Genomic DNA, 20302 nt, shown 5'->3' on the forward strand with positions numbered 1-20302 from the left:
CCCATGCCCACCACCCCCGCCGTCTTCGTCGGACCGCAGGAGAACCCGCTGCTGGTCGAGGCCGTGGAGCGTGGCGGGGGCACGGTCGTCGCGCTGGCGGACGCCGAGGCCGTCGTCGTCAGCGGCGGGCACGGGGACCTGCCCGAACTGCCCGACTCCGTGACGTGGGTGCAGCTGCCCTCCGCCGGGATCGAGAGCTGGGTCGCCGCGGGCGTCATCGACGCCTCGCGCACCTGGACCTCCGCCGCCGGGGCGTACTCCCACTCCGTCGCCGAGGGGGCCGTCGCGCTGCTGCTCGCCGGGGTCCGCGGGATCGGGCGCGCGGCCCGGCTCTCGACGTGGGACCCGGAGACCCTGGACGGCGTCCAGTCCAGCCTGCGCGGCTCGACCATCGCGATCATCGGCGCCGGCGGCATCGGCACCGCGATGATCCCGGCCTTCGTCGGGCTCGGTGCGGAGGTCATCGCCGTGACCCGCCGCGGTCTCCCCGTGGACGGCGCAGCGCAGACCCTGCCCGCCGACCGCGTCGGCGAGGTCTTCGCCGCCGCCGACCACGTCGTGCTCGCCGCTCCGGCGACCTCCGAGACGAAGGCCCTCGTCGGGGCCGAGCAGCTCGCCGCGCTCGGCCCGCAGGGGTGGCTGGTGAACATCGCCCGCGGTTCGCTCGTCGACACCGACGCCCTCGTCGCGGCGCTCGCCGCCGGCACCATCGCCGGGGCCGCCCTCGACGTGACCGACCCGGAACCGCTGCCTGACGGCCACCCGCTGTGGACCGAACCCCGCTGCATCATCACCCCGCACTCGACCAACCCGAGCGTGCTGCGGGTCGGCGCGCTGGCCGAGCGGGTCACCGAGAACGTCCGTCGTTTCGCCGCCGGTGAGGAACTGCTGGGTCTGGTCGACCCCGAGCGCGGTTACTGACCCCTCCGACGTGCGGGGTGCCACCCCGCACGTCACGGTGGTCCCGTGCAGACGTTCCTCCCCTACGCCGACTTCGCCCGGTCCGCGGCCGTCCTCGACGGTCCGCGGCTGGGCAAGCAGCGCGTGGAGACGCTGCAGGTCCTGCGCGCCCTCGAACTGCCCGACTACGGCTGGGTGAACCACCCGGCGGTGCGGATGTGGCGGGGGTGCACCCCGGCCCTGGTCGCCTACGGCCTCGCGGTCGTCGACGCGTGGACCGCCACCGGCCGCGCCGACACCACCGCAGCGCAGATCGCGGAGTTCGCCCCCGAGGTCGTGGGTCGCCCGCAGTCCGCGCTCGCCGACCTGATGCCGCCCTGGCTGGGCGACGAGGACCTGCACCGCAGCCACCGTTCCGCGTTGCTGCGCAAGGACCCCGGGTTCTACCGGCCCCTCTTCGGCGACGAACCCGAGATGCCCTACGTGTGGCCGGACCCGCCCTCGTCGGCCCCGCCGGTCCGCCCCGCCGGGCGGCTGGTGTGGATCGTGCGCGGAGCGCCCGCGGTCGTGGGGGAGTTCCTCACCGACGGCGTCGTGGGCCTCGGCGTGGACTCCGGCATCGACGTCGACGTGCGCGGTGCCGCGGCGGGCGCGTCCCTGCGCGACCTGCTCCGGGAGGTCGCCCCCGGGAGACGACCGGGCAAGGCGCTGCGGGTCCTCGACACCTTCGTCCACGAACTCGACCCCGGGACCGAGGTGGCCCTGCCCATCGAGGGCGACCAGGCGCTGCTGCTCGGCGAGGTCGTCGGCGAGTACGAGTTCGACGCCCGCAAGGGGGTTCTCGCACGCCACCGCCGGAAGGTCCGCTGGGGTGGCCGGGCCGCCCGCCGCGACGTCGAACCCCCTGCCCTGCTGCAGGATCCCCGCCCCTTGTTCAGTGTTCCGCTCGCCGCCTGAGGAGACCCCTTGTCCGACACCGCCCTGCTCGACGTCGACGGCACGCTCGTCGACACCAACTACCAGCACGCCCTCGCGTGGTTCCGCGCCTTCCGGCGCTTCGACCTCACGTTGCCGGTCTGGCGGATCCACCGCGCCGTCGGGATGGGCGGCGACCAGCTCGTCCCCGCCGTGGCCGGGGCGGAGTTCGAGGACGCCCACGGGGACGCCGCACGGGACGCCTGGACCGAGGAGTTCGAGCCGATGTTCGGCGAGGTCCAACCCTTCGACGGCGCTCGTGACCTCCTGGTGGAGCTGCGGCGGCGGGGCTGGAAGGTCGTCCTCGCCTCCTCCGGGCAACAGGACCAGGTGGAGGGCTACCTCGACCTGATGGGGGCCCGGGACCTCGTCGACGGCTGGACCACCTCGCAGGACGCCGAGAGCACCAAACCCGCCCCCGACCTCTTCCACGCTGCGCTGCAGCGGGTCGGGGGTTCCTCGGGGGTCGTCCTCGGGGACTCGACGTGGGACTTCGAGGCGGCGGGGAACGCGGGGATGACCGCGGTCGCCGTCCGGACGGGGGGTTTCTCCACCGAGGAACTGACGACGGCCGGTGCGGTCGCGGTGTTCGACTCGCTGCCGGACCTGCTGGAGGGCCTGGACGGGACGCCGTTGTCCCGCCCCTCCTGATCAGCTCTGGTGGTCAGTGCAGGGTGCGGGTCCGGCGGGGGATCGTGACCGTCGCGGTCGGCGCCGAGGCCGTCACGCTCGCCTTCGCCGCGGCGACGGCCGCGCCGACGTCCAGCATCCCGGTGCCGTAGCCGCCGTCCCAGGACTCGGGGGTGGCGGTGGTCCGCAGGACGTCCTCGACCTGCGCGACGCTGGCCCGGGGCGCGACGGAGCGGACCAGGGCCGCGGCGGCGGAGACCTGGGGGGCCGAGAAGGACGTCCCGGAGGCGGAGGCGTACACGTACCGGCCGGAACTCAGGGGTTTCCCGACGGGGATCTTGTCGCCGGGGGCGCTGAGGTCGACGAGGGTGTTGTGCTGGGCCCAGGGGGCGGGGGTCCCGCTGCTGGTGGACGCCGAGACGGAGATGACGCCGGGGTAGGAGGCGGGGTACTCCAGCGGGTTCCCGGTGTCGCCGGAGTTCCCGGCGGAGGCGACCACGACGACACCCTTGCCGATCGCGTAGGCCACGGCGGCGGCGGTGGTGCTGTTGTAGTCCTCCCCACCCAGCGACAGGTTGACGACGTCGGCGCCCTGGTCGACGGCCGCGGTGATGCCCTCGACGACGGCGTCGCTCGCGCAGCCCTGGGGTTCGCAGACCCGGATCGCGAGGATCTTCACGTCGGGCGCGACCCCCGCTGCGCCGTAGGCGTTCTGGTAGGCGCCGGCGATGACGGTCGAGACCTCGGTGCCGTGTTCGCCGATGTCGGTGCCGCCCGCGAAGTTCCCGCCGTCGATCACCCGGCCGGCGATGTCGGGCTGGTTCGCGTCGACACCGGAGTCGAGCACGGCGACGGTGAGCCCGGTGCCCCGGGTGGTGGGCCACGCGTCGTAGGCGTGGATCGAGCCCAGGTGGTAGGCGTAGGACAGGTACGGGTCGGTCGCCTTCAGGGTGCGGCCCGTCAGGGGTGTGGCGCCCGTGGGCGCCAGCGCGTAGCTGGTGCGCACCTGGGCGGCGGACACCGCGGGGTCGGCCTCCATCGTCGCCGCCAGCCGCTGGGCGGCGGCGGGGTCGGTGGCGGTCCGGGTCTCCAGCTGGGGTCGTCCGTCCACCCAGCGCAGCGCGTCGACCTGGACCCCGGGACCGTCGGCCGGCGTGATCTCCACGGCGTGCGCGGCGGAGCCCGGCACCAGGGTCAGCGCGAGCAGCGCGGAGGCGACGGTGGCGGTGCGGAGGAACTGGGGCAACGGGACTCCCTGGGTCGGGGCGAGACTCCCCGTGCATCGACGGTCTCACACGGTCGCTTGAGACGGGTGGGTCCGCCTCGACCCGGATGGCCGTACGGCTCGGCCGGGCGTGTTCCGGCCACCGCTTCCTGGTCACCGTTCGGTTGCACCGGAGTGAAGTGCTTGCCGGAACGGCGGTGCGTCGACTAACTTCCGATACGCATCGACGAAGCGCATCGACGAGGACGTCGGAGTTCGTCTCACGGGGTGGGAGGGTGGCGTGGCCCGAGTTCCGACGAGCAAGGACGTGGCGAAGGTCGCCGGCGTCTCCCAGAGCACCGTCTCCTACGTGATGAGCGGAAAGCGTCCGATCTCCGAGAAGACCCGGCGTCTGGTCGAGGACGCCATGGAGCAGTTGCTGTACCAACCGCACGCCGGTGCCCGTGCCCTGGCGAGCCAGCGCACGAACATCATCGCGATCGTCCACCCGGTCCTCTCCAACCTCGGGGTCGGCGGGATCATGGCGTTCATCGACGAGATCGCGACGCAGGCCCGTCGCCGGGACTACGACGTGCTGCTCGTGACCGCCGCCGAGGGCAAGGAGAGCCTGCGCCGGGTCGCCGGGCGCGCCCTGGCCGACGCCATGGTCGTGATGGAGGTCAAGGCCGAGGACGAACGGGCCGAGGTCTCGCGCGGGATCGCCCAGCCGAGCCTGTTCATCGGCTACCCGGACGAGGCCCTGGACGAGCACAGCACGTTGCACTGCATCGACTTCGACTTCGCCGGCGGTGCGGAACTCCTGGTCGGTGAACTCATCGGCACCGGAGTGCGTGAGATCGTCGTGCTCGGCTGGGGCCCGGAGGTCGTGGCCCGCGGGGTGAACTACGTCCCGCGGTTCCGCCGCCGGGCCGAGGCCACCGCGGCCGCGGCCGGAGTTCCGTTGCGCTGGGTCGAGGTCCCGCGCGACTCGGTCGCCATCAGCGCGGCGCTCGACGACCTGCTGGGTTCGGGGTCCGTCCCCGGGTTGCTGCTCGCGGACGGCGTCCCCGAAACCCTCGGTGCCCTGCTCGACCGCGGTCTGCGGCCGGGTCGGGACGTCGACGTCGTGGCGTTGTGCACCGACGCGGAGGCGGAGGCGCAGGCCGTGCCCCTGACCGCCGTCTCCCAACAACCCCGGGACGTCTCCCGGCGTGCCGTCGAGTGGTTGTTCCAGCTGCTCGACGATCCTTCGGCACCCGGCGAGGTCCGCCTGGTCCCGGCCCACCTGACCCGACGACAGTCCGTGCGTCCCCAGCACTGACATCCCCCACGGTTCGGCCACCCGGCCGATCCACACCCATCGTCGATACGCATCGACGAGTACCGCCCACGACGTCGTGGGCACGAGGAGAGGAACGACATGGCTCGACGAGGATCCATGGGACGCACCCGCGCGATCGCTGCGCTGGCGGCCCTCCCGCTGCTGCTCGCGGCCTGCGGCGGCGGCGGTGGGAGTGCGACGAAGTCGGACTCCGGCACGCTGCGCGTCCTGGACTACTACAACTCCGACCCCAACAAGACGTTGTGGGGCACGGCGCTCACCGACTGCGGCACCAAGGTCGGCATGAAGATCGAGCGGGAATCCGTCCCCGGCGAGACCCTCATCCAGAAGGTGCTGCAGCAGAGTTCGTCCAAGACGCTGCCCGACGTCCTCATGCTCGACAACCCCGACGTGCAGCAGATCGCCGCCTCGGGTGCGCTGGCCCCGCTGGACGACCTGGGCGTCGACCCCTCCGGGGTCGCCGACGGCGTCATCAAGGCCTCGACCTACCAGGGCAAGCTCTACGCCCTGCAGCCCGTCACCAACACCATCGCGCTCTTCTACAACAAGAAGATCCTCGAGGCCGCGGGCATCACGCCCCCCACCACCTGGGACGAGCTCAAGACCGACGCGAAGGCGCTGACCGCCGGCAGCCAGTACGGGTTCGCGATGTCCAACGTCAACACCTACGAGGGCACCTGGCAGTTCCTGCCCTTCATGTGGTCCAACGGCGGGGACGAGAAGGACATCAACACCCCGCAGACCGCCGCCGCCCTGCAGCTGGTCAAGGACCTCCTCGACCAGGGGTCGCTCTCGCAGTCCACCGTCACCTGGACCCAGGCCGACGTCGCCGACCAGTTCTCCGCCGGCAACGCCGCCATGATGATCAACGGCCCGTGGAACTTCGGGACCCTGGACAAGGTCGAGGGCCTCGAGTACGGCATCGTCCCGATCCCCGCTCCCACCGCCGGCGGCACCGTCGTCTCGCCGTTCGGTGGCGAGGCCTGGGCCGCACCGGAGACCGGTGACAAGGACAAGCAGAAGAAGGCCGCGGAACTCATCCAGTGCCTGAACAGCGACGAGAACGAGGTCACGATCTCGGCCGGCACCGGGACCGTCCCCACCAAGCCGGAACTCTCCAGCCAGGTCGTCGCGAAGAACCCGAACCTCGAGGCGTTCGCCACGCAGGTCCCGGACCTGCGCGCCCGCACCGGTGAGCTCGGTGAGGGCTGGCCCAAGGCCGCCACGAAGATCTACACCGCGGTGCAGAACGCGCTCGTCGGGGGCATGACCCCCGAGGCCGCGCTGGCGCAGGCCCAGAATGGCTGAGGTCTCGGCCCCAGGTCGTTCCGCCGGCGGGGCCACGGCCCCGTCGGCGGGTGCGGCCCCGAGGAAGGGCCCGTCGCAGAAGCTGACGACGCGTCTCGTGCAGATCGCGTTCATCGTCCCCGCGGTCGTCTACCTCGTCCTGTTCTTCGGCTTCCCCGTCGTCAAGAACGTCGTCATGGGTTTCCAGGCCTACACGACCAAGACGTTCTTCACCGGTGAGGCCCCCTGGGTCGGGCTGGAGAACTACCGCAACGTCATCGGCGACGCGATCTTCTCCCGCTCCGTCGTGAACACCCTGCTCTTCACCGCCGGGTCCATCGCCGGGCAGTTCGTCCTCGGACTGGCGATCGCGTTGTTCTTCCACAAGCGGTTCGCGCTGTCGGGGATCCTGCGCTCGCTGATCCTGCTGCCGTGGCTCATCCCGATGATCGCCGGCACCGCGGTGTGGCGCTGGATCCTCGACGCCGACAACGGCGCCCTCAACCGGATCCTCTCCGCCCTGCCCGGCGTGGACGCCTCACCGAACTGGCTGACCTCCACCTCCCTCGCCCTGATCGCCGTGATCGGGGTGAACATCTGGCTCGGCATCCCCTTCAACATGACCATCCTCTACGGCGGCCTGCAGGAGATCCCCGAGGAGCTCTACGAGGCCGGTGCCCTCGACGGCGCCACCGGGTGGCGGGCGTTCCGCCACATCACGTGGCCGTTGCTGCGCCCGGTCGTCACCGTCGTCCTCGTGCTGGGGGTCGTCTACACGCTGAAGGTCCTCGACGTCATCCTCGGGCTCACCAACGGCGGCCCGGCGAACTCCACCCAGACGATCTCCACGCTCTCCTACGACATGTCGTTCCGTCAGTTCGACTTCGGGGCGGGCGCGGCGCTGGGCAACATCCTCATCGTCATCTCCCTGATCTTCGCCGTGGTCTACCTGCGGCTCAACCGGAAGGCGGTGGACGAGTGAGCGCGGTCATCTCCACCCAGGTCAGCGCGACGGAGGTCCGGGCGGAGGGCAAGGCCCCCCGTCGCCCGGTGTACACGGTCGTCGGCATCCTCATCCTGGCGTTCATGCTGTTCCCGCTGTACTGGATGGTCAACGTGTCGCTGCAGCCGGCCGGGAACGCCGTCGCGACCCCGTGGCTGCCGTTCGACTTCTCGCTGCGCGGCTACACCACGGCGATCTCCGAACAGGGCCACAACCTCGTCACCTCCCTGGTCATCAGCCTCGGCTCGGTCGTGTTCAGCCTCCTCATCGCGACCCCCGCGGCCTACGCCATGGCCCACTTCAAGTTCGGCCGCTGGGCGACGGTCATCCTCTTCGGGATCCTCGTCACCCAGATGGTGCCCGGCATCGTCGTCGCCAACGCGCTCTACAGCGCCTACACCGACCTCGGCCTGCTCAACACGACGGGTGGGCTGATCCTCGCCGACTCCGCCGCCGGGATCCCGTTCTCGATCATCCTCATGCGGGCGTTCATGGGGTCCATCCCGGCCTCGGTCATCGAGGCCGCCTACGTGGACGGCGCCGGGCCGGTCCGGGCGTTCTTCTCCATCGTGCTGCCGATGAGCCGCAACGCGCTCATCACCGCCGGCCTGTTCACGTTCCTCTTCGCCTGGGGCGACTTCCTCTTCGCCCTGACCCTCACCACGACCGCCGACGTGCGCCCGATCACCCTCGGCCTGTACACCTACGTCGGGAGCTTCGTGTCCGACTGGTCGCCGATCATGGCGACCGCGGTCCTGTCCTCCCTGCCCGCCATCGCCCTGCTCGTCCTGGCCCAGCGCTACGTCGCCGCCGGGGTCACGGGTGGGGCCGTCAAGTCCTAGGAGTTCCGAATGACCATCAGAGTGACCGTGTGGGGCGAGAACCGCCACGAACAGCTGGAACCCGCGGTGGCGCAGCGCTACCCCACCGGGATGCACGGTGCCGTCGCCGAGGGCATCGAGGCCAACCTCGGCTCCGGCGTGACCGTCCGGACGGCGACCCTGGACCAGCCCGAGCACGGGTTGACCGAGGAGGTCCTGCAGGACACCGACGTCCTCACCTGGTGGGGGCACGCCGCGCACGGCGACGTCTCCGACGAGGTCGTGGAGCGGGTCCACCGTCACGTGCTGGCCGGGATGGGGCTCATCGTCCTGCACTCCGGGCACTGGTCGAAGATCTTCCAGAAGCTCATGGGGACCTCGTGCACCCTGCGCTGGCGCTCCGAGCACGACCGGGAGCTGCTGTGGACGATCGACCCCACGCACCCGATCGCGCAGGGCGTCCCGCATCCGCTGATCATCGAGGAGGACGAGATGTACGGGGAGTTCTTCGACATCCCCGCCCCCGACGAGATCGTCTTCATCTCCTCCTTCACCGGCGGTGAGGTCTTCCGGTCGGGCATCACGTTCAAGCGCGGGTTCGGGAAGATCTTCTACTTCCGTCCCGGTGACCAGGACTTCCCCACGTACTTCCACGAGGGGGTCCGCAAGGTGATCTCCAACGCGGTCGAGTGGGCCGTCACGGTCCGCCCCGAGCGGACGGATCCGGTGCTGCTGCGCTACGACATCGAGGACTTCTACAACGGCCAGGGCTACCAGGGCGCCCTCGACCCGGAGAAGCAGCAGTGACCGCCCCGCTCCGCGTCGTCCTCGTCGGGGCCGGCGGCATGGGCAAGGCGTGGCTGGCGACGATCCTCGCCGACCCGGCCGTCGAACTGGCCGGGGTCGTCGACCTCGACCTCGACGCCGCGTCCGCCGCCCTGGTCGCGGCCGGGGTCCCGGACGTCGCGACGGGCCGCGACGCCGTCGAAGTGGCGCAGCGGACCGGCGCGCAGGCGATCGTCAACGTGACGGTGCCGCAGGCGCACCACCCCGTCACGACGGCCGCGCTGTTCGCGGGGTTCCCGGTGCTGGGGGAGAAGCCCGTCGCCTCGACCGTCGCCCAGGGGTTGTCGCTCGCGGCGGCCTCGGAGGTCTCCGGGGTGCCGTTCCTGGTGTCGCAGTCGCGGCGCTACAACGTCCACGTCGAGGAGTTCCGCGCGCAGGCCGCCGTGCTCGGCGACCTGGGGTCGCTGTCGACGGAGTTCTTCAAGGCGCCGCACTTCGGCGGCTTCCGCGAGGAGATGGCCCAGCCGCTGCTCGTCGACATGGCGATCCACCAGTTCGACCTCGCGCGCTACCTGTTGCGGGCCGAACCCGTCTCCGTCTACTGCGAGTCCTGGAACCCGTCGTGGTCCTGGTACTCCGGGGACGCCTCGGCCGCGGCCGTCTTCGAGATGTCGAACGGCTCCCGCTACACCTTCACCGGCTCGTGGTGCGCGCCCGGCCAGGAGACCTCGTGGAACGGGGCCTGGCGGCTCTCCGGCGCGAACGGCACGGCGTCGTGGAACGGCGACGACGTGCCCGTCCTCGACGCGCCCGGCTCGCCCGCGGCGTTCACCGACCCCGGGAAGGAGATCGCCGGGTCCCTCGCGGCGTTCACCGCCTTCCTGCAGGACGGGACGCCGTTCTCCGGTGAGGTGCACGACAACGTCCTGAGCCTGGCCATGGTCGAGGCGGCGGTCGAGTCCGCCGCCTCGGGCACCCGGGTGCTGGTGGACGACGTGCTGCAGCGCGCCTACGAGCAGGCCCTCGCCGACGAGCAGCGCGCCGACGTCGCGGCGGCCCTGAAGGGCTGGACCTCCGTCCGCGAGGCCCTGACCCGCTGACCCCACCCCCTCCGACGCGTGATCCCGCGGGGATTCCCCGCGGGATCGCGCGTCGGAGGGGTGTGCCGCGGGTGTGGACCGGTCAGTACGATCCAGCCCAGAACGTTCGACGACGATGTCCTGGAGGAAGTCCTCGCATGTCCACCGATCGACCGGAGTTCGGGGTCGCCGTCATCGGCCACTCCTTCATGGGGGCCGTCCACTCCCACGCCTGGCGCAGCGTCGACCACGTCGGCACCCCGCGCTGGCGCACCAAGCGCCTCGCGCTGGCCGGGCGTGACCTCGGCCGCGCCCAGGCCGCCGCCGAGCAGTTCGGCTGGGACGAGGGCGTCGCCGACTGGCGCGAGGTCATCGCGCGCGACGACGTCCAGGTCGTCGACATCCTGACCCCCGGCGACTCCCACGCCGAGATCGCCATCGCCGCGCTGCAGGCCGGCAAGCACGTCATCTGCGAGAAGCCGCTGGCCAAGACGGTCGCCGAGGCGCAGGCCATGACGGAAGCCGCGCAGGCCGCCGCCGCGCAGGGCGTCCGCAGCATGGTGGCGTTCAACTACCGCCAGGTGCCCGCGATCGGGCTCGCCAAGCAGCTCGTCGACTCCGGTCGCCTCGGCGAGGTCCGTCAGGTCCGCGCGGTGTACCTGCAGGACTGGATCGTCGACCCGAGCTTCCCGCTCACCTGGCGCCTGCAGAAGGACCGTTCGGGTGCCGGGGCGCTGGGCGACATCGGCTCGCACATCATCGACGCGGCGCAGTTCATCACCGGCCAGCGCCTCACCGGCGTCTCCGGCACCGTCGAGACCTTCGTCAAGCAGCGTCCGCTGGAGGCCGCCCGCACCGGGTCGAACACCGGCCTGGGCGCCGAGGCCTCCACCGAGTTCGGCGAGGTCACCGTCGACGACGCGGCCGTGTTCTTCGGGCGGGGTGACGGCGGCGCGCTCATGACCTTCGAGGCGACCCGGATGGCGCTGGGCCGCAAGAACGGCATGCGGATCGAGGTGAACGGCTCGAAGGGGTCGATCGCGTTCGACTTCGAGTCCATGAACGAGCTGCACTTCTTCGACGGCACCCTGCCCGACGCGGAGAACGGGTTCCGCCGCATCCTGGCGACCGACCCCGCCCACCCCGGCGTCTCCAACTGGTGGCCGGCCGGGCACGGTCTGGGCTACGACCACCCGTTCGTGCACGAGCTGCAGGAGTTCCTCGGCGCGATCGTCGACGGGCGCGACCCCAGCCCCAGCTTCGCCGACGGGCTGCAGGTCCAGCAGGTGCTGGACGCGGTGCAGCGCAGCGCCGAGAACGACTCCACCTACACGAGCATCTGAGGAGAAGAACATGGCAGAGACGCGTCCGGTGACGTTGTTCACCGGCCAGTGGGCCGACCTCCCCTTCGAGGAGGTCTGCCGCCTCGCCTCGGAGTGGGGCTACGACGGCCTCGAGATCGCGACCTGGGGCGACCACCTCGACGCCACCCGCGGGGCGAAGGACGACGACTACATCGCCGAGAAGAAGGCGGTGCTGGAGAAGTACAACCTCAAGGTGTGGACGATCTCCGCGCACCTGACCGGCCAGGCCGTCTGCGACCTGATCGACCAGCGGCACCAGGACATCGTCTCCGTCGAGGTCTGGGGCGACGGCGACCCCGAGGGCGTGCGTCAACGCGCCGCGGAGTACGTCAAGGACGCGGCGCGCACCGCCGCCAAGCTGGGCGTGAAGACCGTCACCGGGTTCACCGGGTCCTCCATCTGGCACACCGTCGCGATGTTCCCCCCCACCCCCGACTCCATGGTCGAGGCCGGCTACCAGGACTTCGCCGACCGCTGGAACCCGATCCTGGACGTCTTCGACGAGCTCGGGGTGAAGTTCGCCCACGAGGTGCACCCCTCCGAGATCGCCTACGACTACTGGACGACCAAGCGCGCGATGGAGGCGATCGGCCACCGCGAGGCGTTCGGGCTGAACTTCGACCCGTCGCACTTCGTGTGGCAGGACCTCGACCCGATCGGCTTCATCCGGGACTTCTCCGACCGGATCTACCACGTGCACTGCAAGGACTCCCGCAAGCAGCTCGACGGCCGCTCCGGTCGCCTCGGCTCGCACCTGCCGTGGGCGGACTCCCGTCGCGGCTGGGACTTCACCTCCGTCGGTCACGGTGACGTGCCCTGGGAGCTGATCTTCCGCGAGCTGAACAACATCGGCTACACCGGTCCCACCAGCGTGGAGTGGGAGGACGCGGGGGTCGACCGCCTCAACGGCGCCCCCGACGCGCTCGCCTTCGTCCGCAAGCTCGGTGCGTTCTTCGTACCCCCGGCCGCGGCGTTCGACGCGGCCTTCTCCTCCAAGGGCTGAGCCCACGATCCGTGATCTTGCGGGGAGACCCAGCAAGATCACGGATCGGGTAGGGGGCTCAAGGGGGTCGGGGGCGTGGTCGATGCCCTGGGTGGCGCATCCGGGTCCGGGTGCCGTCCAGGTCCGATCGCCGGGGGTGTCACCGCGTGTCGTCGCGTCCCGTCGCGTCCGGCGATCGCCTCGTGGAGGCACCCGGGGAGCCCGTCCTGCTGCGGGGGACCCTCCGACGCCGGCTGGTCTTCGGCCTGCTCTTCGTCGCCGCGACCCTCGTCGGCCGCAGCGCCCAGGCCGACGGCGCGCACCTCGCCATCTTCTGGCCCGCCTCGGCGGTCGGGCTGCTCTGGGTCGCCGGCTCGCCCGGGCGCCGGCAGCGGATCCTCGACGCCGTCCTGCTGCTGACGATCACCGTCGTCCTGCGGGTCGTGACGCACATGCCCGTACCCGAGTCGGTCCTCCTCGCCGCGGCCGCGCTGACCCAGGCGCTCGTCGGGGCGCACGTCTACCGCCGGTTGCAGCCCGAGGGCTTCCGCCTCGTGACCCCCGGCCAGGTCCGCTCGCTGGCGTTGTCCTCGCTCGCCGGGGCTCTCGCCTCCACGCCCGTCGCCGCGCTCGGCTTCGCCCTGGCGCCCGAGGTGCCGACGGCGCTCTCGAGCGCGCAGTGGGCGCTGCGCACCACCGTCTCGACGTTCGTCGTCCTCGCCGTCCTCCTGCGCACCGCCGAACGTCGTCCGGACGCGCCGGGCAGCAGCGCCTCGCGGGGGGAGCGCTACGCCCTCCTCCTCGTCTTCCTGGCGTCGTACGCCATCGCGTTCTGGGTCTTCAACGGCTTCGCCGTGACGTTCCTCGTCCTGCCCGTCGCCGTCTGGGCGGCGCTGCGGCGCACGACCACCGCCGCCATGGTGCACCTCGTCCTCGCGGCCGCGGCCGTCGTCGGGTCCACCTGGTCCGGCTGGGGACCGTGGCAGGAACTCTCCCCGGACCTGCAGGCGATGGGCGCCGAGGCGTTCATCGGAACCCTGGGCTTCCTCACCCTGGTGCTCGCGCTCTACCGCGACGAGAGCGTGGACAACGCCGAGCGGGCCGAGCGGGCGCTGCGGGACGCCGCCGAGCAGGCCGATCTGCTGGCCGCCGTCTTCGGGTCGATCTCGGACGCCGTCTGCGTCTTCGACAGCGCGGGGAACTCGCTGCTGCGCAACCCGGCGGCCGAGGCGTTGTTGGGTGGCGTGCTGCGGACCGAGCGCAGCCGCTGGGACGCCGGCTACGGCTACTTCCACCTCGACGGGGAGCGGTTCGTCGACGGCGACCTGCCCGTCGTGCGCGCCCTGCGGGGGGAGGCCGTCGACGGTCTCGACCTGCGGCTGTCCTCCCCGCAGGTCCCGGACGGCGTCCTGCTGAACGTGTCCGCCCACCCCCTGCCCGGTTCCGGCGGTGCGGTCTGGAACGGGGGCGTCGTCGCCGCCTTCCACGACGTCACCGAGGTCCGGACCGCCAGCGCGCAGGTCGCGCAGGCGCACGACCTCATGACCAACGTGCTCGCGGCGGCGACCGACCACTCGATCATCGCCGTCGACCCCGCGGGCGTCATCACGCTGTTCAACGAGGGGGCCGAGCGCATGCTCGGCTGGAGCGCCGAGGAGGTGGTCGGCGGCCCGGCGCTGGTCGTCCACGACCCGGCCGAGATCGAGGCCATGTGCGAGGCGCAGGGCCTGGAGCACCCGAACGACCTCTTCACCCGAGGGGTCCCCCAGGAGACCGTGACGCGCCGGTTCACCTACGTCCGCAAGGACGGCACCACCTTCCCGGTCAGCCTGACGACCTCGGTCATGCGGGACGGCGAGGGGCGGCTCATCGGCTGGATCGGGATGGCCACCGACGTCTCCGACCTGGAGAACTCCGAGGAGCTGCTCCGCGTCGCGCTCGAGACGGCCCCCGTCGGCATCGTGATGATCGCCGCGACGGGCCGGGAGGCCGGCCGGATGCTGCGGGTCAACCGGGCGCTGTGCCGGTTCACCGGGAGGACCGAGGAGGAACTGCTCGGGACGGCGTTCGACACCCTGGGGGCGGACTGGCCGGTCTTCGACGACCTGTTCGCCGCCGTCCTCAGCGGGGCCCGGCTGGAGCAGCGCGTCGACGTCGTGTTCGACGCCCCCGACGGGCGCCGGCTCGAGGCCCAGGTGTCGGTGACCCTCGTCCGGCCGCGCGGCCGTGACGTCATGCTGCTCGGCCTCGTGGAGGACGTCACCGAGCGTCGGGCGGCCCAGCGCGAGCTGCGCCACCGGGCCCTGCACGATCCGCTGACCGGGCTGCCCAACCGCGCTTTGTTCCTCGACCGGCTCGAGCACGCGGTGACCCCGCCCGTGCGTGGGACCGGTCCGGTGGGTCTGCTCTACGTCGACCTCGACGGGTTCAAGGCCGTGAACGACACCGCCGGTCACCAGGCCGGGGACGACCTGCTGGTCGAGGTGTCCCGGCTCCTGTCCTCCTGCGTCCGTCCCGGCGACACCGTCGCACGCCTCGGCGGGGACGAGTTCGCCGTCGTCTGCCCGGGGACGTCGGGGGAGTCCGACCTGGTCGCGATCGGGGCCCGGATCCTCGCGTCGCTGCACGATCCGATCCGGGTCCGGGGCTTCGACGCGGTCGTCGGGGCGAGCATCGGGGTGCGCTGGTGCGCGGGGGGTGTCACGGCCGAGCAGCTGCTCCGGGACGCCGACGAGGCGATGTACGCGGCCAAGCGTTCCGGGAAGGGACGGGTGGTGGTGCACGGCGGGCGGGGAACCGCGGTCGTGGCTGCTGCGTCTCACCCTTGAGAGGCCTGTGACGCAACGTGTCCAGTCAGGCACGGCGAGTGTGGCACATCTCACAGGATCCCCCCGCGGCGGTCACAGGCTGGTTGAGTGCGACGCATGACGACGCTCCCCCGGCGCCCCCTCCGCACGCTCACCACCACCGCCCTCGCCCTGGCCGCGGCCTCGCTGGCCCTGGCCGCACCCGCCTCCGCGGACGAGATCACGCCCACCCCGATCGACCCCCAGGCCCTCCAGGTCCTCGACGAGACCAACGCCGCCCGCGCCACCGCGGGCTGCGCGCCGCTGCTGCTCATGCCGCTGGAGACCGGGGTCGCCGACGGGCACGCTGACCAGATGGCCGCGACCGGCGCCTTCAGCCACACCGGTCCCGACGGCAGCTCCCCGCGGAGCCGGCTCGCAGCCGTCGGGGTGCGACCCCAGCGCACGGCCGAGAACATCGCCCTCGGCTACGACGCGGCCTCGGTGGTCGACGCCTGGATGGCGAGCCCGGGTCACCGCGCCAACATCCTCGACTGCAGCCTCGTCTACGTCGGCATCTCCGAGCGTCAGGGCGTCGGCGGCCAGTACTGGACCCAGGTCTTCTCCAGCCTCTGACCGGTCACCGCACGTGATTTCCCTCCGACGCGTTGTTCCGGGCTTCGACGGGGCATGCTGGGACCGCACGCGGAACCGGGGCGGCGCGAGCGCCGTCGGAGGTTCCGGGCGCCAGGAGGGTGCGGAGGTCGCACCCGCAGCGTCGGGAGGTCGGGGTGTCCGGAGCACCGTGGTGGGAGGACTTCCACGCGGCCCAGCCGGACGACGCTCCCCAGGCCGGGACCACCACGCGCGCCTCCGCCCCGCCGCAGGTCGTGCACACCCCGACACCTCCGCGACCGCCCCGCGCCCTGCAGGTCGTCGCGGGGGTCCTGGGCGTGGTGCTCCTGGTGCTGGTGGCCCTGCTCGCGGTCCGGACCTCCGCCCGCCCCGCCGACGACGGGGTCTCGGCGCAGGGGACCCCCGGCGCGCCGGCGACCACCCCCGTCCCGACCCCCTCGCCGTCCCCGTCCCGCGGGACCGCGGCGGTCGACGCGGCCGCGACGGCTGAGCTCGAGGCGCTGCGCGAGAACGGCTTGCGCGCCCACCCGCCGACCGGGCAGTGGGTCGCGCAGCTCTCGGCCAAGAGCGTCGGGACCACCGACCCCGTCCAGACCGCCTCCAACGGCAGCAGCACCTTCTACGCCGCCGACATCCTCGCCCAGTCCCGCGAGATCGCCTCCGGCCCGGCCGGCGGGGACGTCTTCGTGCTCAAGACCGCCGACTTCGGCGACGGGCTGCTCGACGCCCGCGGCAACCCCTACTGGGTGACGCTCGCCGCCGGCCCCTTCGCCGACGCCGGGGACGTCCGGACCTGGTGCGACAGCATGTTCTCCACCACCCCCGCCGACGTGCGGGGCAACGTCTGCCTGCCCAAGCACCTCACCCCGCCCTCCTGACCCCCCGCCGCAGGTCCCGCGGAAACAACACTCTCCGCCCTCCGACCCGGGGTCAGAGGGAGAGGGAGGGGTGGAGCTTGGCGAGCGACCAGGTCCGGCGACGGTGGCAGGCGAGGACGGTGACGGCCAGGGCCAGGACACCGAACGCGGCGAGCACACCGGCGTCCAGCCAGACGGGACCGCCCGCGGCACCGGTGATGAGGTGGCGCAGACCGTCGGCGGCGTAGCTCATCGGCAGGAACGGGTGGATCGCCCCGAAGAACGACGGTGACGTCCCGACCGGGTAGGTCCCGCCGGCCGAGGTGAGCTGCAGGACCAGCAGCACCAGCGCGACGAGGCGCCCCACGCCGCCGAGCAGGGCGTTCAGGCACTGGTGGACCGCCGTGAACACCACCGCGATCAACGCCGCGAACGCCGTCGTCGCGACCGGGTTCGGCGACTCGATCCCCACGACGAGCAGCAGCACGAGCGTCAGCACGACGGCCTGGACGACACCGAGCAGGGCGCCTGGCACCCAGCCCGCGACGGCCGCGCGGTAGGAGGAGGCCGTGGAGGCGAGCGCCCGCTGGGACACCGCCCGCAGCACCATGTACGTCACCATCCCGCCGACCCACAGCGCGACGGGCACGAACAGCGGGGCGAGGCCGTCGCTGTAGCGGTCGACGGCGTGCTCCTTCACGCGCTCGGCGGTGACGGGGGAGGCGACGACGTCGGCGCGCGCGTTCGCCGCGTCACCGGAGTAGACGGGCACCTGGGCCTGGCCGTCCTGCAGTTGCGTGCGCAGGGTGCCCGCGCCGTCGGCGAGCTGCTGCGTCCCGTCGGCGAGCTGCTGCGCGCCGGTCCGGGCCTGCGAGGTGCCGTTGACGAGCGCGCTCGCGCCGTCGTCGACCTGACCGGCGCCGGTGGCGAGGGCGGCGGCCCCGGCGGCGGCCGACCGCGAGCCCGTCGCGAGGGTCTTCGTGCCGGTGGCGAGGGCGTCGGCCCCGTCGGCGGCCTGCGCGATGCCCTGCTGCAGGGCGGGTGCCGCGGCGGCGAGCCGCTGCGCGCCGCCGGCGACGGCGGTCGCGCCGGTGGACAGGTCCTTCGCGCCGGTGGCGAGACCGTCGACGCGGGTCTGGAGGGTCTGCGCGACCTGGTCGAGCGAGCCGTCGGTGAGGGCCTGGCGGGTCCGCTCGAGCGAGGTGACCGCGGCGGCGAGCGTCGGGTCGTCGGGGCTCGCGGCGGCGAGGGTGCGGGCCTGGGTCAGGAGCTGGTCGACGAGCGGGACGAGCTGGGTGGTGCCGGCGAGGGCGGGGGTGAGCTGGTCCGCGGCGGTGGCCAGCGCGTCGGCGCCCTGCGAGATCCGGCCCGCGCCGTCGGCGACGGCGCCCGCCCCGCTCGCGAGCTGCGCCGTCTGGGCCGGCAGGCCCGTGGTGGCGGTGCGCAGCCGGTCGAGTCCGGTGGCCAGGGAGGCGGCCCCGTCGGCGGCGGAGGTCGCCCCCGTGGCGACCTGGGCGGTGCCGCCGGCGAGGGCGGTGGCCCCGCCCCGCAGCTTCCCCGTCCCGTCGACGAGCCGGGTCGCGCCGGTGCCGAGGTCGCCGAGGCCCACGACGAGGGTGTTCGCGCCGTCGTCGGCCTGCTGCGCGCCGTCGGCGAGGCGGCCGGCGCCGTCGGCGGCCCGGCCGAGGGAGTCGTGGATGTCGGCGAAGGCGACGTAGACGTTCTCGAGGTAGTTCGTCGTCGTCCCGGCGGCGACGTTCGTGCGGATCGTCGTGGCGATGGTGTTCGTGACCTGACCGAGGATGTAGTTCTCGGCGTCGTCGGTCGTGACGCTCAGCCGGGCGCGTTCGGGGGAGTCGCCCCCGGTCGAGGCCAGCGCCTTCGAGAACCCCGAGGGGATGCGCAGGACGGCGGCGTAGTCACCGTCGGCGAGACCCTTCGCGGCGTCCGCCTCGGACGTCTTCTGCCAGCTGAAGCCCGCGGCCGCGTCCGGGCCGGTGAGTTCGTCGACGAGGTCGGAACCCGCCTGGATCGTCTGTTCCTTCCCGTCCAGGCCGGTGATCGTCGTGGGGGAGTCGGAGTTCACGACGGCCGCGTGCAGGTTCGTCAGCCGCGACAACGGGTCGGAGTTCGACGCGAGGTAGAGACCGCCGTAGACGAGCGGGACGAGGACCACGGCCAGCAGGGCGAGGCGGGTGATGGTGGCACGTCGGAACCTCGCGAGTTCCAGGCCGGGGAGGGAGAACCGGGGGAGATTCACGAGGCACCTTCGGTGGCGGGGGAGTCCTGCAGGTCGATCAGGATGCGGTCGTCGCCGGCGTGCCAGCGGATGTCGGAGGTGTCGGAACAACTGGCGAGCACGGTCAGGGGGATCGCGGAGGTGTGCCGCAGGGCGGACAGCGACTCCCAGGCCCGACGTCGGTCCTCGCTGCGCCGCAAAGAGTCCACGTCGTCGACGACGATGACGTCGGGGCGGCCGATGAGGGCCAGCACGACGCCGAGGGCCATCCGTTCCAGCGGGTCGATGTCGCTGACGAACTCCCGTGGGCGCAACGCGGGGACGTCGGCCCCGGTCTCGGCGGTCACCGCGACCGCCCGCTCGACCCGGGCGATCTGCTCGGCGACCTGCTCCTTGGAGACCCACGGCCGGTACCAGGGTTGGTGCAGCACGAGGCGTTCGGCGACGTGCTGTTCCACGGTGAGGGCGTCGTCGAGGTCGTTGACCCCGCGCACCTCGGCCAGGGCGACCCGGCGGCGGACGGCGCCGGCCCGGCCGGGGAGTTCCTCGCCCAGCACCCGCAGGCCGCCGGAGGTGGCGCGCATGCGACCCGCGAGGGTGAGCAGCAACGACGTCTTGCCGGCGCCGGCGCGGCCGCGCACGACGACCATCGACCCGACGGGGGCCTCGAGGTCGATCCCGGAGAACACGCTCCGCCCGCCGGCCCGCAGTTCCAGACCGCTCGCCTCGACCGCGTTCACCGGGTCACCTCCGTGAGGGCGGTGAGGACGCCGGCGATGACGCGGGTCTCGAGACCCGGTTGGCGGGGGACATCCCCGAGCAGGGCGGGCGTGACCAGCCCCTCCTGGGTGGTGACGACGGCGCGCACGAGTTCCTCGGCCGGGACGGTCAGGCGTCGCCCGGCGCGGGTGAGCGCGGCCTCGAGGAGGGGGGCCAGGCGCTGGCGCAGTGCGCTCCGGTGGGCGGTGACGACGCGCGCGGCCTCGGGGTTGCGCAACGCCTGGGCGGTGAACTCGGTGCGGACCGCGTGCCACTGCCGGTCGACGGGCAGGACGTGCAGGACGTGGGCGACGATCTCCTCGAAGGTCCCGGCGAGGGGGGCGTCGACGAGGCGGGCCTCGACGTGGTCGATGACCTGCTCGGCCTGCGCCTCGTAGAGGGCGGCGACGACGTCGTCCATCGTCGCGAAGTTGGAGTAGAAGGCGCCACGGGTGAACCCGGCGCGTTCGCAGACGCTCTCGACGCTGGAGCGGGCGAGGCCCTGCTCGCCGAGCACCTCGAGGGCCGCGGCCAGGAGCCGTGAGCGGGTCTCGGCGCGGCGCTTGGTGGTGCGCGTCGGTTCGGTGGTGGCGGTCACGTCCCGAGCGTACGCCTCTTTCGATGCATTTTGCATCCGATGCGTTTCGCATCA

General features: G+C 72.5%; 18 protein-coding genes. 14 read left to right on the forward strand and 4 right to left on the reverse strand.

Going from position 1 to position 20302, the window contains the following annotated elements; translation table 11 throughout:
- Window positions 1-3 precede the first annotated feature (3 nt).
- From ACFQ46_RS05250 to ACFQ46_RS05260, 3 genes are read left to right on the forward strand one after another with little or no spacing between them, the layout of a single operon-like run.
- Window positions 4-921 carry a D-isomer specific 2-hydroxyacid dehydrogenase family protein gene (locus tag ACFQ46_RS05250; RefSeq protein WP_380257865.1) on the forward strand — a complete coding sequence of 306 codons (918 nt, stop codon included), beginning with the start codon at window positions 4-6 and terminating at the stop codon, window positions 919-921.
- 45 nt (window positions 922-966) lie between these two features.
- The gene (locus tag ACFQ46_RS05255; protein ID WP_380257867.1) at window positions 967-1857 is read left to right on the forward strand and encodes an MSMEG_6728 family protein; all 891 of its coding nucleotides are present in this window, start codon (window positions 967-969) and stop codon (window positions 1855-1857) included.
- 9 nt (window positions 1858-1866) lie between these two features.
- A complete protein-coding gene (locus tag ACFQ46_RS05260; RefSeq protein ID WP_380257869.1) occupies window positions 1867-2526 on the forward strand; it encodes an HAD family hydrolase in 660 nt (219 codons plus the stop codon).
- 13 nt (window positions 2527-2539) lie between these two features.
- On the opposite strand, the gene ACFQ46_RS05265 is transcribed toward ACFQ46_RS05260, so the two are convergent.
- On the reverse strand, window positions 2540-3751 hold the full coding sequence (locus ACFQ46_RS05265) for a S8 family serine peptidase (protein ID WP_380257871.1): 1212 nt from the start codon (window positions 3749-3751) through the stop codon (window positions 2540-2542).
- 259 nt (window positions 3752-4010) lie between these two features.
- Between ACFQ46_RS05265 and ACFQ46_RS05270 the strand changes: the two genes are divergently transcribed.
- The 11 genes from ACFQ46_RS05270 to ACFQ46_RS05320 all read left to right on the forward strand — a co-directional run bounded on the left by ACFQ46_RS05270 (window position 4011) and on the right by ACFQ46_RS05320 (window position 16673).
- On the forward strand, window positions 4011-5030 hold the full coding sequence (locus ACFQ46_RS05270; protein WP_380257873.1) for a LacI family DNA-binding transcriptional regulator: 1020 nt from the start codon (window positions 4011-4013) through the stop codon (window positions 5028-5030).
- Window positions 5031-5147: 117 nt separating this feature from the next.
- Complete coding sequence (locus ACFQ46_RS05275; protein WP_380257876.1) at window positions 5148-6359, forward strand: extracellular solute-binding protein; 1212 nt, start codon at window positions 5148-5150, stop codon at window positions 6357-6359.
- The gene (locus ACFQ46_RS05280) at window positions 6352-7320 is read left to right on the forward strand and encodes a sugar ABC transporter permease (protein WP_328294349.1); all 969 of its coding nucleotides are present in this window, start codon (window positions 6352-6354) and stop codon (window positions 7318-7320) included. The genes ACFQ46_RS05275 and ACFQ46_RS05280 overlap by 8 nt, the downstream gene beginning before the upstream one ends.
- The gene (locus ACFQ46_RS05285; RefSeq protein WP_380257878.1) at window positions 7317-8183 is read left to right on the forward strand and encodes a carbohydrate ABC transporter permease; all 867 of its coding nucleotides are present in this window, start codon (window positions 7317-7319) and stop codon (window positions 8181-8183) included. Before ACFQ46_RS05280 ends, ACFQ46_RS05285 begins: the two co-directional genes overlap by 4 nt.
- 9 nt (window positions 8184-8192) lie before the next feature.
- Window positions 8193-8969 carry a ThuA domain-containing protein gene (locus tag ACFQ46_RS05290; protein ID WP_380257880.1) on the forward strand — a complete coding sequence of 259 codons (777 nt, stop codon included), beginning with the start codon at window positions 8193-8195 and terminating at the stop codon, window positions 8967-8969.
- Window positions 8966-10048, forward strand: a complete 1083-nt coding sequence (locus tag ACFQ46_RS05295) for a Gfo/Idh/MocA family protein (protein ID WP_380257882.1) — start codon at window positions 8966-8968, stop codon at window positions 10046-10048. The genes ACFQ46_RS05290 and ACFQ46_RS05295 overlap by 4 nt, the downstream gene beginning before the upstream one ends.
- Window positions 10049-10185: 137 nt before the next feature.
- Window positions 10186-11370, forward strand: a complete 1185-nt coding sequence (locus tag ACFQ46_RS05300) for a Gfo/Idh/MocA family protein (RefSeq protein WP_380257884.1) — start codon at window positions 10186-10188, stop codon at window positions 11368-11370.
- 10 nt (window positions 11371-11380) lie between these two features.
- Window positions 11381-12394 carry a sugar phosphate isomerase/epimerase family protein gene (locus tag ACFQ46_RS05305; protein ID WP_380257886.1) on the forward strand — a complete coding sequence of 338 codons (1014 nt, stop codon included), beginning with the start codon at window positions 11381-11383 and terminating at the stop codon, window positions 12392-12394.
- A gap of 146 nt (window positions 12395-12540) precedes the next feature.
- A complete protein-coding gene (locus tag ACFQ46_RS05310) occupies window positions 12541-15201 on the forward strand; it encodes a diguanylate cyclase domain-containing protein (RefSeq protein WP_380257888.1) in 2661 nt (886 codons plus the stop codon).
- 96 nt (window positions 15202-15297) lie between these two features.
- Complete coding sequence (locus ACFQ46_RS05315; protein WP_380257890.1) at window positions 15298-15795, forward strand: CAP domain-containing protein; 498 nt, start codon at window positions 15298-15300, stop codon at window positions 15793-15795.
- A gap of 155 nt (window positions 15796-15950) precedes the next feature.
- The gene (locus ACFQ46_RS05320; protein ID WP_380257892.1) at window positions 15951-16673 is read left to right on the forward strand and encodes a hypothetical protein; all 723 of its coding nucleotides are present in this window, start codon (window positions 15951-15953) and stop codon (window positions 16671-16673) included.
- Window positions 16674-16725: 52 nt separating this feature from the next.
- Here ACFQ46_RS05320 and ACFQ46_RS05325 read toward each other — a convergent pair whose 3' ends face one another.
- The 3 genes from ACFQ46_RS05325 to ACFQ46_RS05335 are packed head-to-tail and all read right to left on the reverse strand — an operon-like array spanning window position 16726 to window position 20248.
- A complete protein-coding gene (locus tag ACFQ46_RS05325; RefSeq protein WP_380257894.1) occupies window positions 16726-18912 on the reverse strand; it encodes a YhgE/Pip family protein in 2187 nt (728 codons plus the stop codon).
- The gene (locus ACFQ46_RS05330) at window positions 18909-19631 is read right to left on the reverse strand and encodes an ATP-binding cassette domain-containing protein (protein WP_380257897.1); all 723 of its coding nucleotides are present in this window, start codon (window positions 19629-19631) and stop codon (window positions 18909-18911) included. The genes ACFQ46_RS05325 and ACFQ46_RS05330 overlap by 4 nt, the downstream gene beginning before the upstream one ends.
- Complete coding sequence (locus ACFQ46_RS05335; protein ID WP_380257899.1) at window positions 19628-20248, reverse strand: TetR/AcrR family transcriptional regulator; 621 nt, start codon at window positions 20246-20248, stop codon at window positions 19628-19630. The genes ACFQ46_RS05330 and ACFQ46_RS05335 overlap by 4 nt, the downstream gene beginning before the upstream one ends.
- Window positions 20249-20302: the final 54 nt, after the last annotated feature.

Origin of the sequence: Kineococcus sp. GCM10028916 (assembly GCF_042674865.1) — a bacterium.
GTDB lineage: Bacteria > Actinomycetota > Actinomycetes > Actinomycetales > Kineococcaceae > Kineococcus.

Bases quoted from the DNA above. Each gene is read 5' to 3' on its own strand.
- ACFQ46_RS05305 (WP_380257886.1), top strand. From the start codon at position 11,381: ATGGCAGAGACGCGTCCGGTGACGTTGTTCACCGGCCAGTGGGCCGAC.
- ACFQ46_RS05280 (WP_328294349.1), top strand. From the start codon at position 6,352: ATGGCTGAGGTCTCGGCCCCAGGTCGTTCCGCCGGCGGGGCCACGGCC.
- ACFQ46_RS05250 (WP_380257865.1), top strand. From the start codon at position 4: ATGCCCACCACCCCCGCCGTCTTCGTCGGACCGCAGGAGAACCCGCTG.
- ACFQ46_RS05275 (WP_380257876.1), top strand. From the start codon at position 5,148: ATGGGACGCACCCGCGCGATCGCTGCGCTGGCGGCCCTCCCGCTGCTG.
- ACFQ46_RS05290 (WP_380257880.1), top strand. From the start codon at position 8,193: ATGACCATCAGAGTGACCGTGTGGGGCGAGAACCGCCACGAACAGCTG.
- ACFQ46_RS05315 (WP_380257890.1), top strand. From the start codon at position 15,298: ATGACGACGCTCCCCCGGCGCCCCCTCCGCACGCTCACCACCACCGCC.
- ACFQ46_RS05300 (WP_380257884.1), top strand. From the start codon at position 10,186: ATGTCCACCGATCGACCGGAGTTCGGGGTCGCCGTCATCGGCCACTCC.